Raw genomic sequence first — 14,008 nt, 5'->3', positions numbered from 1 at the left:
CTCGCTCCCCCGACCAGCGCGGAGGAGCGAGCCCTGTTTCTCAGGTGATGACGCCTAGCCGGCGACGGTGATGCGGTTGACGGCCGGCGGGGCGATCGGCGAGTGCGCGCCCAGGTAGGCCACGAACGCGTCGATGTCCAGCGGCCCGCTCCACAGGTCGGTGCCGTCCTTGAAGACGCTGAAGCCGTCTCCGCCGCCGACGAGGAAGTTGTTGGCGGCGACCCTGATCGACTGGGTGTCCGTGACCGCGGTTCCGTTGATCTTGATGTCGGAGACCCGCGAGCCGATCGGCTGCGACAGGTTCACCGTGTAGGTCAGGGACGCCGACGGCTGCAGGATGCGCACGACCGAGCCGCCGCTCTGCCACTGCTGCTCGAGCAGCGCGTCGAGCTTGGCCCCGGTCAGCGTCACGACCTGCATGAGGTTGTTGAACGGCTGCACGGTGAACGCCTCGCCGTACGTCACGACGCCGTCGCCCTCGGAGCCGCTCTGGGCGTAGGACAGGTCGGCGCGGACGCCGCCCGGGTTCATCAGCGCGATCTCGGCGTTGCCGCCGGTCTTCGTGCTCTCGAGCTGCGCGTCGGCGATCAGGTCGCCGAGGGCGGTCTCGCCGGAGGGCCCGGCCGCCCGGCCGATGTCAGCCGTGATCTTGCCGATCGGCTTGTTGGCGACCGTCGAGACCCGGTCCTTCCAGGTCTGGACGAACGTCGTGATCGCCGGGTCGGGCGTGACGTCGCGGGTGACGACGTGGTTGTCGGCGACGACCGAGGAGCGGACGACCTCGCCCGTCTTCTTGTCCACCTGGAAGTCGACCGTCGTCAGCACGCGGCCGAACGACGAGCCCTGGGTGTAGAAGCGGTCCTGGCCGGACGGGTCCTTGGTCTTGCAGATGTAGGCCTGGTGCGAGTGGCCCATGATGACCAGGTCGACGTCCGAGCTGAGGCCCTGGGCGATCCGGCTGCCCGCGCCCGGGGTGACCGGGCAGGCGTCCGGGCTCTGGTTCGGGGTGATCTGGTCACCCTCGTGGACGAGGGCCACGATGGCCTTGACGCCCGCCCGCCGCAGGAGGTTGGCCGCCCGGTTGCCCGAGGCGACCTCCTCGTCGAACTTCAGCCCGGCGATGCCGGCGGCGGTCACGATCGTGGGCGTGGTCTGCGTGACCAGGCCGATGAAGCCGACCTTGACGCCGTTGATCTTCTTGATGGCGACCGGCGGGAGCGCGTACTTGTCGCTCTTCTCCTTGAGGACGTTGGCCGCGAGGTACTCGTACTTGGCGCCCTTCCACTTGCCGGCCGGGGAGCAGCCGTCGGTGGGGTGGCAGCCGCCGTTCTGGATGCGCTTGAGCTCGGTGAGGCCCTCGTCGAACTCGTGGTTGCCGACGGAGGAGACGTCAAGGCCGAGCTTGCCGAGCAGCTCGACGGTCGGCTCGTCGTGGTACGCGGCCGAGATCAGCGGCGAGGCGCCGATCAGGTCGCCTGCCGCCACGACGGCGGAGTTCTTGTTGACCAGCGACTTGAGGTGGGTCGCCAGGTAGGCGGCGCCGCCCGCGAACACGGACGTACCGCTCTCGTTGACGATCGAGCCACTCGAACCGGTCGGGGGCTCCAGGTTGCCGTGGAAGTCGTTGATGGAGACGAGCCGCACGGGCACCGTCACGGGAGGCTTCGGAGATTTCGGGTGCGCGGACGCGGGGCCGGCGGCGATGGCGAGGCCGGTGGCCGCCACTATGCCGGCGACCGCGATCCGCGTGAACGATCGTGAGGTCATAACCATCGAGGTTAGAGACGTAACACCAGCATAAAACGAACCAGAGGTAACGATATGCCCCACGACTTGATGGCGTTTTCTGCCAGATTAGAGTTCGAGCATGACCATCCGTGTGGACATCCGGCAACGACTCGGCGACCAGGAGATGGCGGCGGTCGCCGCGCTGGTCGACGCCGCCACCGTAGCCGACTCGGTGCGGCCCCTCAACGAACATGTCATGCTCACCCTGCGCCACGGCGGCGACCCGGATGCGAAGGCCATCCTGCTCTACGAGGATGACACGCTGGCGGGCCTCGCGCACGTCGACCCGGCCGACGAGGCCGAGGGTCCGAGCGGCGAGCTGGTCGTGCGTCCGTCCCACCGCCGGCGGGGCCTCGGGCGGCGGCTGGCCGAGGCGGCGCTGGCCGAGAGCGGCGGACGGCTGCGCCTGTGGGCGCACGGCGACCACCCGGAGGCCGCCCGGCTGGCCGCCTCCACGGGCTTCACCCGGGTGCGGTCCCTCTGGCGGATGCGCCGCTCGCTGCTCGAACCGCTTCCCGCCGCGAAGCTGCCCGAGGGGGTACGGCTGCGCGCGTTCGAGCCCGGCGCGGACGAGGAGGCGTGGCTGGCGCTGAACGCGCGCGCCTTCGCCCACCATCCGGAGCAGGGCTCATGGACCACGGACGACCTGGCGCTCCGCGAGCGGGAGCCGTGGTTCGACCCGGACGGCTTCTTCCTGGCCGTCCGCCCGGGCGAGCCGCCGAGCGGTCCGAGGCTCGCGGGCTTCCACTGGACCAAGGTGCACGACGGCGACGAAGGGCCCGGCGGGCACGAGGCGATCGGCGAGGTGTACGTCGTGGGGGTCGACCCCGCGGAGCAGGGCAGCGGCCTCGGCCGGGCGCTCACCCTGGCCGGGCTCGAGCACCTGCGGTCACGCGGGCTCGACCAGGTCATGCTCTACGTCGACGAGGACAACCCCTCGGCCATCCGCCTCTACGAGTCCCTCGGCTTCACCCGGTGGGACGTGGACGTGATGTACCGCCACGGGTGAGGCCGCCGTCGTGTGTCAATTGACACAGCCCGCCGCCGAGGGGACCGTCACGCTGTAAGCACGCGCATACCCCGGCGCGTGCCCGCCCCGCCGCCGACAAGCACAGCGAGGCACTACGTGACCAACTTCAACCCCGGCGGACCTGGCACGTTCTGGTCCCTTCTCGGCCACATCGAACGCGAGTCGCTGCACGCCATCGGCTGGGTCAGGGAGTTCGCCGCCCGCGAGACCCTCGGCGACCGCGACGCCCTGCCCGACAGCGTCACCGTCCTGCTCGACGGATACGCCAAGGAGGTGTACGGCTCGGCCGACGGCGACGAGTCCCTCATCGAGATCTTCGGCCCCGGTCACCTGGAGGGCGAGCTCGCCCTCTGGGACTGGCCGCACCGGGGGCGCATCGAGACCATGACCGCCGTGCGGGCCCTGCAGGTGCCCAAGGACAGGTTCGTGAACTTCCTGGCCGAGGAGCTGTCCGCGGGGGCCGCGCTGATGAAGAGCCTCGGCCACCGCCGCGTGCTCGTCGCCCGGCGGCGCGCCCCCGGTCCCGGCGTGCGCGCGCCGGCCAGGATCGCCCTCCATCTGATCGAGCTGGCCCTGCGCTTCGGACGCCCCTCGGGCACCGGCGTGGTGATCGGCCCGCCGCTCACGCAGACCGACCTCGCGAGCTTCGCCGGGGTCGACCGCGTCGCCGTGGCCCGCGCGTTCCACGTGTGGCGGCCCAAGGGGTCCCGCGCCACCTGCGCCCACTCGCACACCGACCTCATCGAGCAGCACGGGTCGACGATCCGGGTGAAGGACATGGACGCCCTCCGCGCGGTCGCCGGGCCGTGGGCGGCCGAATGGGACTCGGCCCCGTTGATCGCCAACGGGACCCTCGGCAGGACGGCCGCCAAGCGGCAGGTTCCCGCGATCAGGATCCCCGCCACCGGCACGGGCCCGGCGCAGCTTCCCCCGGTGGTGCCGTGCTTCACCGGCAGGGGCGCCGCGATCCAGACCCTGGACACCATGGTCACGGCGGCGAACCGTCCGCGCGCGGTGATCGTCGAGGGCATGGCGGGGGTCGGCAAGTCCGCCCTCGCGACGTACTGGGGCCAGTCGGTGAAGGACGAGCACTTCAGCGGCGGCCAGCTCTACCTGGACCTGCACGGCGCCCCCAACCGGCCGCTGACGACCGCCGAGGCCATCGGGCAGCTGCTGCGCGGCCTCGGCGTCAGCGGGCACCAGATGCCGGTGGACGAGCACGAGCTCGTGTCCGCCTACCAGCGCCGGCTCGCCGACCGGCGGCTGCTGATCGTGGTGGAGAACGCGGGCGAGAACCCCGAGCTGATCAGACCGCTCATTCCGCCCTCCAACCGGTGCCTCCTGCTCGTCACCACCCAGGCGAGGCTGGCCGGGCAGCCCGGGCTCACCCGCGCCGACGGCGTCGAGCCGCTGCCGCTGGACGTCATGGCCGAGGAGGAGGCCGTCCAGCTGATGGCCGCCGTCCTCGGCCCCGGCGACTCACGGGTCCGCGAGAACCCGTCGGACGCCACCCGGCTCGTACGGCAGTGCGCCATGCTGCCGCTCGCCCTGCGGATCACCGCCGCCAAGCTGGTGGAGAACCCCGCGGAGCAGATCGCCGACACCGTGCGCGACCTGGACGGCCAGGACCGGCTGTCCAAGCTCGCGCAGGACGACGAGCCACGCGCGGCCGTACGGCCGGCCTTCGAGGTGTCCTACCGGGCGCTGCCCCCGGACCTGCGCCGCACCTTCCGCTACCTCGGCCTGATGACCGGCCCGGACGTCGGCGCCGAGTCCTGCGCGGCGCTGCTTGACGAAGCGGTGCCCGACACCCTGCGCCGCCTGCGGGCCCTCGACCGCCTGCACCTGGTCGCCGGCAAGGAGGATCCGGGCGACGGCAGGGCCGAGCGGTTCATGGTGCACGACCTGCTCCTGGTCTTCGCCAAGGAGCGCGTGCTGCTGGAGGACAGCGAGTCCGAGCGGACGGGGGCCGTCCGGCGCCTGCTGACGCACTACCTCGCCACCGCGATGCGGGCCGGGGACGCGCTCGGACGTCCGAGGCGCGTCCTGCACGACCGCGCCGTCTCGCCGCCCGCCACCTCCGACGCCGAGCGCGAGCGGCACTTCACCTGGTTCGAGAGCGAGCGCAGGAACGTGGTCGCCGCCGCGCACCAGGCGGCCAGGCACGGGCTGCACTCCTACGCCTTCAACCTGGCCGACGCGGTGTACGACTTCATGACCTCGCGCGGCTACATGAGGGACGTCATCGACGTGCACAAGGCCGGGCTGGCGTCGGCACAGGCCGTGGACGAGTGGCCCGCGACCGCCCAGATGCTGCACCACCTCGCGATCGCCCACCGCAGCATCGGCCAGAACGTCAAGGCGCTCAGCTACGGCGAGGACGCGCGATGGGGCTTCCGGCGGCTCGGCGACAGCCTCGGGGAGGCCAACGCCCTGGACAACCTGGCCGACGTGCGCGGCGTGCTCGGCCGCTACCGCCTGGCCATCGAGCACTCGGAGGAGTCGCTGCGCCTGCACCGGCTGGCCGACAACAAGGCGGGCGAGGCCGAGGCGCTCGACACGATCTCGCAGAACCTGCGCAGGCTCGGCGAGTACGTCAGCGCCGAGGACCACGCGCTGCGGGCGCTGAGCATCCGCAGGGCGATCAAGGACGGCGCCGGCGAGGCGGAGACGCTGCTCAACCTGGCACGCCTGCACTACTTCTGGGGCGCGCCCCGCGAGGCCGTCGTCCGGGGGCTGCAGGCGTTGTCGCTCCGCATCGACCTGGCCATGCGCCTCGACCTCGGTGACGAGCCGCAGTCCGCCGACCCGTACCGCGAGCTGGCCCGCATCCACCGGCAGCTCGGGCTGCGCGACCTGGCCCGCCGCGACGCCGAGCACGCCCTGCGCGTCTCCCGGGCCAGCGGCGACCGGCACGGCGAGGGCGAGACCCTCATCATCCTCGGCAAGCTGCTGCGCGACGAGGGCGCGCACGCCGAGGCCCTGTCCCGCCTCTGGCGCGCCGTACGGCTCGCGCACGAGATCGGCCACAAGCGGGGCGAGGCGGAGGCGCGGGCGGCCATCGGCGTCGTGTACTTCAAGCTCGGGCGGTACGCCGAGTCGCGCGAGCACCTCAACCTCGCGCTGGAGATCCGCAGGGAGATCGCCGACCGGGCCGGGGAGGCGCAGGACCTGGAGAACCTCTCCAGGACCCTGCGGCGCCTGGCCCGCTACGAGGACGCCCTCCAGCACGGCTTACAGGCCCTCAAGCTGTGGAGGGAGCTGGACGTGCCGACCGGCGAGGCGCGCACCCTCGGCGGCCTCGCACGCACGTACGCGCGGCTCGGGCTCCAGCAGGACGCGCTCCGGGCCGCCGAGACGTCGCTGTCCATCCGGGAACGGCACGGGGACGGCATGGGCGTCGGCCTGGACACCATGGCGCGCATCATGCTGCGCATGGGCAGGCCCGAGCAGGCCCTGGACAAGGCCGTGCAGGCCATCCGGGCGATCCGCGAGACGGGCGACCGGCAGTACGAGGGGTCCGCCGTCAACAACCTGGCGCGGATCTTCCTCGCCCTCGACCGCCCCGACGAGGCCGAGAAGTACGCGAGGGAAGCGCTGGAGATCGTCAAGGAGGCGGGTGACCTGCGGGAGCAGGCGGCGTGCCGGCACACGCTGGGGTTGATCTCGCAGCACCGCGGCGACCACGCGGGGGCGCTGCGCGACCTGGACGAGAACCTGCGGCTCCACCGCGAGACCGGGAACCACTCAGGCCAGATGGAGGCGCTGCGCGCGCTGCGCCTGTCGCACGAGGCCATCGGCAACGTACGCGAGGTGCAGGAATGCGAGCAGCGCATCCACAACATCGAGCGCTGGCTGGGTGGCTCCTGAGGCTTACCCGTTCGAGGCCGGGGGCTTACTCCACGATCCAGTGGAGGATGAAGTAGGACAGCGCGGCCACGAGCGCCGCCGCCGGGATGGTGAGGACCCACGCCGTGATGATGTTCCCCGCGACGCCCCACCGGACCGCCGACAGGCGCTTGGTCGCGCCGACGCCCATGATGGCGCTGGTGATCGTGTGGGTGGTGGAGATCGGCGCCTTGGCGGCGATGGCCATCGTGTACAGCACGATGGAGGCCGCCGTCTCGGCCGCGAACCCCTGCGCGGGGGTCAGGTGGATGATCCTGCGCCCCAGCGTCCGCATGATGCGCCAGCCGCCCGAGTAGGTGCCCAGCGAGATCGCGGCGGCCGCTGCGAGAATGACCCACTGCGGGATCGGGTCCTTGGCGGCGACGTAGCCGCCGGTGTAGAGCGCGAGGAAGATGACGCCCATCGTCTTCTGGGCGTCCTGGAGGCCGTGGCCGAGCGCCATGGCCGCGGCGGAGACGGTCTGGGCGTACCGGAAGTTCTTGCCCGCCTTGTGGGGGTTCGCCCGCCGGAAGATCCAGAGAATGGCGATCATGATGAGGGCTCCCAGCAGGAAGCCGACGATCGGGGAGAGGACCATCGGGATGACGACCTTCTCCACCACACCGCTCCAGTGGATCGTGCTGGAGGCGGCGAGAGCGGACCCAACCAGGCCGCCGATCAGCCCGTGACTGCTCGACGAGGGCAGTCCGAAGTACCACGTGATGAGGTTCCACGTGATCGCGCCGATCAGACCGGCACCCACGATGACCAGGCCGTGCGAGCCCGTCGGCGGCTCGATGATGCCCGTGCCGACGGTCCTGGCCACCTCAGTGCTGATGTGCGCGCCGACGAAGTTCATGGCGGCGGCCATGAAGAGCGCGGCACGGGGAGTGAGAGCGCGGGTCGAGACCGAGGTCGCGATCGCGTTCGCGGCGTCGTGGAAGCCGTTGGTGTAGTCGAATACCAGGGCTATGACGATGACGCCGATGACAAGTGCGAGCTCCACTTAGCTTTCCTTGACCGCGATCGACTCGATCGTGTTCGCCACGTGCTCGAAGGCGTCGGCGGCCATCTCAAGCTGGTCGATGACCTCCTTCATCTTCATGACGGTGAGAGCGTCGTACTCACCGCCGAAGAGCTTGGCGAGCAGGCGTCGGTAGACCTGGTCGGCCTGGTTCTCCAGGCGGTTGATCTCGATCCAGTACTCGTTGAGGTTGCTCATCGACCGGAGCCGGGGCATGGCCTCGGCGGTCAGCTCCGCCGCCCGCTCCAGCACCTCGACCTGGCGTACGACCTCCTTCGGGAGGTGGTCGATCTGGTAGAGGCCGATGAGATCGGCGGCGGCCTCCATGTAGTCCATGACGTCGTCGAGATTCGACGCGAGACGATAGATGTCCTCGCGGTCGAACGGCGTGATGAAGCTCTCGTTGAGGCGGTTCATGATCGCATGAGTACGCTCGTCGCCCGCGTGCTCGCAGGCACGCATCTTCTCGGCCAGGGCTTCCCTGTCCGAGCCGTCGCTGATGATCTCCACCAGTAGACGGGATGCGGTGACGAGGTTGTTCGCCGAGTCGGCGAACAAGTCGTAATAGCTGTCCTCACGAGGCGTGAGACGCAGGCGCACGTCGTTCTCCAGATGTGCGGGGACGGTCCGCAGAGAAGAGTAAGGGGTACCGGCTGAAATGCGAAGTTCGTAACATGCACTCCCGCTTGTAACCTTCTCTTCTCCTAGGCGCTGCCCTCCGTTCGTACGTTGACACCGAGACATCGCAAAATGCGCGACGCATGTTCCCGGTCTGACGGATGCGCGGCCCGAACCCGGACGGCTTCCGAACCACGCACCTCACATACGAGCACCGGCCGGCCCCTGGCCGGCCCGCGCTCGAACCAAGCATCACCCACAGACGGCACCCGCGACCACCCGGCCACGCCTCTCCCCGAAGACGCACGCGCCACCACAGACCTCAGCATCACCCACTGGGCGCACCGGTGACCACCGAATCGCGGGTCGTCCACCGGACCACGCCCCCGACCAGCGACCCCGCAGAGGCCTTTGGCGCGGCTTGATGCCCTTCTTGCCTTGGGGGCTTTGGGGGCTCTTGGGGCTCTTGCGGGTATCGCTCACCGTACGCCCTCGTCAAAGACCCACCAGCGACAGGGCCCACCCGAGAGCCCGACCGGGCCCGAGGAGCATCCCCAGCGACCGCCCGGCAATGGCGGCGGTCGGCGAGCAGGCGCGTGAAGATGCATGTCGACAAGCGAACTGGCGTGGCGACCGCCGCGGCCGTTCAAGCCAGTAGTACTGAGGCGAACCGCCGGCGATCACATCCGGGTGCGGTGGAAGTTGAGGAAAGACCGGCTCGGGGTCGGCCCACGCTGCCCTTGGTACCGCGACCCGTACTTCAGGCTCCCGTACGGATGCTCGGCCGGAGAGCTGAGCCGGAACATGCACAGCTGCCCGATCTTCATCCCCGGCCACAGCTTGATCGGCAGCGTGGCGACATTGGAGAGCTCAAGGGTGACGTGCCCCTCGAAGCCCGGATCGATGAAGCCGGCCGTCGAGTGCGTGAGCAGCCCGAGCCGCCCGAGGCTCGACTTGCCTTCCAGCCTGCCGGCGATGTCGTCAGGAAGTCCGATCACCTCGTACGTGGAGGCCAGGACGAACTCCCCCGGGTGCAGAATGAACGGCTCGTCCCCATCGGGCTCCACCAGCCGCGTCAGCTCGGGCTGCTCCACCGCCGGATCGATGTGGGGGTACCGGTGGTTCTCGAACACCCGGAAGTACCGATCGAGCCTCACGTCGACGCTCGACGGCTGGATCATCTCTACGTCAAACGGGTCAATCTTGACCCTCTCCAACTCGATCTCGGCGCAGATGTCACGATCGGATAGCAGCACCTAAGCAACCTACCAACGCAACACGAACGACGAAGGGCCTCTCCCTCCAGGCGGCCACCCATCTCCAGGCGGCCACCCGTCTCACCAGGCGGCCACGCATCTCTCCAGACGGCCGCCCACCCCTCCCCTCACCGCCCCGACGCCGATCACACGTGGACTTCACCGGGAGGAGGTGACACGCCCGAAGTTCCGCTAGAGTAGGTGCGTCGTCAGTCACCTGATCGACGCGGGTGTAGTTCAATGGCAGAACATCAGCTTCCCAAGCTGACAGCGCGGGTTCGATTCCCGTCACCCGCTCACAAGCGTCAGGGCCCAGGTAGTACGGAATCCCCGGACCCTGGGCCTTGATCATTTTAGAGCTGATTCTCACTCGCGTGCCAGATTCGTGCCAGATCAGTTGATCTTGGCTCCGACGAGGGGCGGATCTCTGCGGCCTGGGGGCCGGTCGCAGCGCGGGCGCCACGCGGGGCGTCGCCGTAGGTGCACCGCGCCGTGCCGGACCAACTCGCCGACCACCGGCACACCGCCGCCAGATCGCGCAATCGCTGCACGATGCTTCCGGCGTCCTTCGGATTGGCACCGGCCACTCCGCTCCCGCGCATCAGCGGCCCTCGTGCTGGGGCACGGGTTTAAGCTACGACTTCGTCCGCGAGAAAACTGAATACCAGCAGATCGTGCAGACCGTCGTCTTCGCGCTGCGCCTGTCGCAACGTGCCCTCATAGGTGAATCCAGCCTTGGCCGCCACACGCCGCGACGCCTCATTCTCCGGGATGGTGCGTAGTTCCACCCGATGGAGGCCCAGTGAGAAAGCCCAACGTGTAACCGCGCGAACCGCCTCGGGCGCGATGCCCTGTCCGCGAAACATGGGACCCACGCCGTAGCCCACTTCAGTGATCCCGGTTTCCCAATCGGTTCCATGCAGACTGATCCCGCCGACCAGTTCGCCGTCCTTGGTGACGATCGCCAGGTGCACGCCCGCGCCAGAGCGCCGCAATCCGTGAACACCCTCGGTCAGCCACTCCATGACTTCTTCGACAGCAGAGGGACGGCCCGGCGGAAGGGCAGTAGACGCATCCCCGGTCGTAACGAGCGTGGCTACCTGGTCATGATCGACTGGTTCGTGTGGCCGCACTATAAGGCGCTCGGTCTCCAACCGAACGGGAATATCGAAGGTGGTCACGCACACTCCTCACTGGGCAAACGCGCCCTTGTGACGCTTGCCGCGAGACCATACACGGGATCACACCATCGATGGCAAGGCGTTTATCCTGCACCCGCCGCCCCGGTGTCCCCGCTCCAATCTTCAAGGCCCAGGTCAGGGATGGATTTCACGACTCGCGCCTGGGCGGCGCAGGCGCCCCATCGCTCGCTTGCCGTGCCCGATAACTCGCGGGCTGTGCACTTGGCAGGATCACGCCTGCAGCCAACGGTCATCTTCGAACTCGGCGGGAACATCATCTCCTCCTGGTTCGATCCCGCGCCGGTCCAACTCCTCGAACCAACGATCGCGCTGAGAATCAGGCAGCCGGCTTCCGCACCACGGGCAGAAGGCGATGCCGATGACGGAGGTCCCGCCGTCGTGGACGATCAGGCCGTACTCCTGGAATTTGGGAATGAATTCGACGAGGGCGCCCGGGCAGTCGAACGGATCTTCATGAAGATCGCAATGCCAGGTCAAGTGGAACGCCATCGACTCACAGCATTGATCGCTCATGAGGACAGGCTCGCAGAAGGCAACCGGTCAGCGGGTACCCGGGTTCTCGCCCCCTCCTGTGCCGTGACCTGTTTGGCTCGCAGACCGCCCTGCAGGTAGGCGGCCGAGCAATGCGCCGCCGTACCTCTGGGCATAGATACCTTCGGGCCATTAGCGGGCCATTAATTAGGGTGACGAGGGGTCAACCACGGTCACTCAGGACTGCCCCGAGGCCCAGGTCAGCGGTCCTACGTGATGTGATCGATGTACTTCCCAAGCTGACAGCGCGGGTTCGATTCCCGTCACCCGCTCCAATGACGAAGGCCCAGGTCAGAGGATAATTCCTGACCCGGGCCTTGATCTTTTCTAGCGCTAATCGATCTTCCGTGCCCGCTGCGTGCCCGATCCACTCGGATCTTGCTTCTTGAGAGCTTCCTCGGCGAGCTTCCCGAGCGCGTCAGCGATGGCCCGGTCCCGCTCCATCGCGGTGTGCTGATAGATCAAGGCGGCCCTAACCGGGCCGCACGCGCCGCCGTCACGGCGCACGCCGCCGCCTCCCGCTGGCGCTCCCGGCGGACAGCGCGCAAAGAACGCCGGACGGCTGGCGCGGACGAGTGGAAGGGCCGCCAGGCGACAGTACGAGTCCCGCTCACAGGGGTGTCGGGCTGAGCTGGAAGTGCCCGCCAGGCACGCGTGGTGATGCCTCCCACGGTGTGAGTCCAGGGTGGACTGGGGTCTGACAGCAAGGCGTGTGAACTCATCGTTCGGACTCTTGAGCGCAAGGCCAGGCCTGACGCCTCGGCAGGTCGGAGCAGTGCCGATCGCTTGTCCGTCTTACGAACATCGCTGTCCGCTGTGAGACTGTCGCGGCGAGCACCGGCTTCCTAGTGTCGATGTCGACCACGAAGTGTCGATATCGATCACGACAGGAGGACGCGATGACCGTGACCACGATCGATCTGCGAACCCTCGCCGGCCACTACGCCGAGCACGGGTACGTTCTGGTGAAGGGCCTGCTGACCAGGGATGAGGCGGCGGCGTACCGCCGGGTCGCCCATGACCTGCTCGGGCAGCCGGACCGAGACGAGGACCCGACCTGGGGTTCGGCCGCTGAGCTCTCGGCCGGTGTGCCGACGCGGCTGCAGCACCTGCATGACGCGCAGTTCTACGCGGCGGCGTTCTCCCGGTTGCTGGTGGATGAGCGGTTCACCTCCGTCGCCGCGGCCGTGCTGGGGGTGCCGAACGTACAGCTGCACCACACCAAACTGTTCGTGAAACCACCGGAGAACGGCTCGCCGTTCCCGCTGCACCAGGACCACCCGTTCTTCCCCCACACCCATCATCGGGTCGGCGCCGCGATATTCCACCTGGACGACGCGCCGGAGCACAAGGGCTGCGTCCGCGTCGTGCCGGGCAGCCACCTCCAGGGGCCGCGGGAGCACGACCCCGAGGGTGGCCATCACCTCACCGACGTACCGTTCGAGGCTGCGGTGCCACTGCCCGCGGAGGCGGGGGACGTGCTGTTCTTCTCCTACCTGACCGTTCACGGCTCGGGTGTGAACGTCAGCGACGAGGCCAGGACCACCTGGCTGGTGCAGTTCCGCGACCCGGCCGACCCGCTGGCGATCCAGGCGCACGACTCGTCGCTGGGGCAGGGCATGATGCTGTCGGGAGTGGACCCGACAGGCAGGAGACAGGCTTGAGCTTGGCGGACGTGGCCGGTGCCGGTCAGCTGCCCGACCTGACCGGCCTGCTGGACACCTGCCAGGTCGGAGGGTTCAGGGCTGACTTCGTCAGCTGGGGGTTCTACACCAAGCCCGCCTGGCGCAACTACTGGCACCGGCACTCCTTTCACGAGGTTTGCCTGGCCTACACCGGTGCAGGCCGGTTCAGCGTCGGCGGGGAACACCATGACGTCGGAACCGGTGAGGTGTTCCTGGCCAGGCCGGGTGATGTGCACGAGATCGAGTCGAGCCGGGAGGACCCGCTCGGCATCGCCTTCTGGGGCTTCACCCTGCGGGGCGGCCGGGAGGCTCCGGGTCCGGACGAGCGTGGCTGGTGGTCCGGCCTCACCGACCTCGCCGGTCCCGTGGTGTCGCGCCGTACCGGCTCGCTGGCCGAGGTCGTCACCGCACTCGCCGGGTACGCTGACCCGGTGCGGTCCGGGTACGACGCCGGCCTGGCCGGTCTCGGCGCCGCCCTGGTGGTGGACACCGCCAGGGCGTTCGCGAACGAGGACGACCTGCAGGTCGAGCCGCCTCCCAGGGACCGGCCGTCCCAGGTGGTGGTGGCGGCGATGCGGCGGCACCTCGCCGACAACCTGTGCCGGCCGGTCAGGGTCAGGGATGTGGCCGCCACCGTCCACCTGTCCGAACGGCACGCCGAGCGGCTGTTTCGCGAGCAGACAGGCGCGTCCCTGATGGCGACCCTGCGCAGGATGCGGCTCGAGCTGGCCGCCGCCCTGCTGCTGGACACGGGTCCCACGGTGACGGAGGTGGCCAGGGCGTGCGGCTACCCCGACGTCCGCGCCTTCAGCACGGCTTTCCGCCGCCTGCACGGACACTCACCGCTTGAGCACCGCGCCCGCAGCGGAACCCTGCACCTGTAGCGATCTCCAACGCGGGCCAGCGCCTACCCACGGGGTGCCGACGGATCATTGGGGTCGGGGGTGGACCTGCAACGGAACCGGATCGCACGCTAAGCCGGTTCG

The 14,008-nt window shown here is 69.1% G+C and carries 10 protein-coding genes and 1 tRNA gene; 5 read left to right on the top strand and 6 right to left on the bottom strand.

Annotated features, from left to right (window positions below; translation table 11 throughout):
* Positions 1-54: 54 nt before the first annotated feature.
* On the bottom strand, positions 55-1,767 hold the full coding sequence (locus OG589_RS41565; protein ID WP_405144282.1) for a bifunctional metallophosphatase/5'-nucleotidase: 1,713 nt from the start codon (positions 1,765-1,767) through the stop codon (positions 55-57).
* Positions 1,768-1,867: 100 nt separating this feature from the next.
* Here OG589_RS41565 and mshD point away from each other — a divergent pair, with 100 nt between their 5' ends.
* Together mshD and OG589_RS41555 are read left to right on the top strand one after the other, a co-directional pair.
* Positions 1,868-2,797 (top strand): mycothiol synthase, encoded by a 930-nt coding sequence (gene mshD, locus OG589_RS41560; RefSeq protein ID WP_405144281.1) that lies wholly within the window; start codon positions 1,868-1,870, stop codon positions 2,795-2,797.
* A gap of 117 nt (positions 2,798-2,914) precedes the next feature.
* Positions 2,915-6,688 carry a tetratricopeptide repeat protein gene (locus OG589_RS41555; RefSeq protein ID WP_405144279.1) on the top strand — a complete coding sequence of 1,258 codons (3,774 nt, stop codon included), beginning with the start codon at positions 2,915-2,917 and terminating at the stop codon, positions 6,686-6,688.
* A gap of 25 nt (positions 6,689-6,713) precedes the next feature.
* On the opposite strand, the gene OG589_RS41550 is transcribed toward OG589_RS41555, so the two are convergent.
* The 3 genes from OG589_RS41550 to dcd form a co-directional block, all read right to left on the bottom strand.
* The gene (locus OG589_RS41550; protein ID WP_405144278.1) at positions 6,714-7,712 is read right to left on the bottom strand and encodes an anion permease; all 999 of its coding nucleotides are present in this window, start codon (positions 7,710-7,712) and stop codon (positions 6,714-6,716) included.
* Entirely contained in the window at positions 7,713-8,330 is a 618-nt protein-coding gene (locus OG589_RS41545; RefSeq protein ID WP_405144277.1) for a DUF47 domain-containing protein, read from the bottom strand.
* Positions 8,331-9,028: 698 nt separating this feature from the next.
* Positions 9,029-9,604 (bottom strand): dCTP deaminase, encoded by a 576-nt coding sequence (gene dcd / locus OG589_RS41540; RefSeq protein ID WP_405144276.1) that lies wholly within the window; start codon positions 9,602-9,604, stop codon positions 9,029-9,031.
* 226 nt (positions 9,605-9,830) lie between these two features.
* Here dcd and OG589_RS41535 point away from each other — a divergent pair.
* Positions 9,831-9,901 (top strand) — tRNA-Gly (locus OG589_RS41535).
* A 332-nt stretch (positions 9,902-10,233) separates the two neighbouring features.
* On the opposite strand, the gene OG589_RS41530 is transcribed toward OG589_RS41535, so the two are convergent.
* Together OG589_RS41530 and OG589_RS41525 are read right to left on the bottom strand one after the other, a co-directional pair.
* On the bottom strand, positions 10,234-10,785 hold the full coding sequence (locus OG589_RS41530; protein WP_405144275.1) for a GNAT family N-acetyltransferase: 552 nt from the start codon (positions 10,783-10,785) through the stop codon (positions 10,234-10,236).
* A 231-nt stretch (positions 10,786-11,016) separates the two neighbouring features.
* A complete protein-coding gene (locus OG589_RS41525; protein WP_405144274.1) occupies positions 11,017-11,319 on the bottom strand; it encodes a DUF6980 family protein in 303 nt (100 codons plus the stop codon).
* Positions 11,320-12,236: 917 nt separating this feature from the next.
* Between OG589_RS41525 and OG589_RS41520 the strand changes: the two genes are divergently transcribed.
* Both OG589_RS41520 and OG589_RS41515 read left to right on the top strand, forming a co-directional pair.
* A complete protein-coding gene (locus tag OG589_RS41520; RefSeq protein ID WP_405144273.1) occupies positions 12,237-13,001 on the top strand; it encodes a phytanoyl-CoA dioxygenase family protein in 765 nt (254 codons plus the stop codon).
* Positions 12,998-13,906 carry a helix-turn-helix domain-containing protein gene (locus OG589_RS41515; protein ID WP_405144271.1) on the top strand — a complete coding sequence of 303 codons (909 nt, stop codon included), beginning with the start codon at positions 12,998-13,000 and terminating at the stop codon, positions 13,904-13,906. The genes OG589_RS41520 and OG589_RS41515 overlap by 4 nt, the downstream gene beginning before the upstream one ends.
* The last annotated feature ends 102 nt before the right edge of the window (positions 13,907-14,008 follow it).

The sequence above is a fragment of the Sphaerisporangium sp. NBC_01403 genome (assembly GCF_045040145.1).
Taxonomy (GTDB): Bacteria; Actinomycetota; Actinomycetes; order Streptosporangiales; family Streptosporangiaceae; genus Sphaerisporangium; species Sphaerisporangium viridialbum.
This window is presented reverse-complemented; position numbering and strand designations above follow the sequence as displayed.

Excerpts from the sequence above, each read along its gene's own strand:
- OG589_RS41565 (WP_405144282.1), bottom strand. The coding sequence starts at position 1,767 with ATGACCTCACGATCGTTCACGCGGATCGCGGTCGCCGGCATAGTGGCG.
- mshD (WP_405144281.1), top strand. The coding sequence starts at position 1,868 with ATGACCATCCGTGTGGACATCCGGCAACGACTCGGCGACCAGGAGATG.
- OG589_RS41525 (WP_405144274.1), bottom strand. The coding sequence starts at position 11,319 with ATGAGCGATCAATGCTGTGAGTCGATGGCGTTCCACTTGACCTGGCAT.
- OG589_RS41520 (WP_405144273.1), top strand. The coding sequence starts at position 12,237 with ATGACCGTGACCACGATCGATCTGCGAACCCTCGCCGGCCACTACGCC.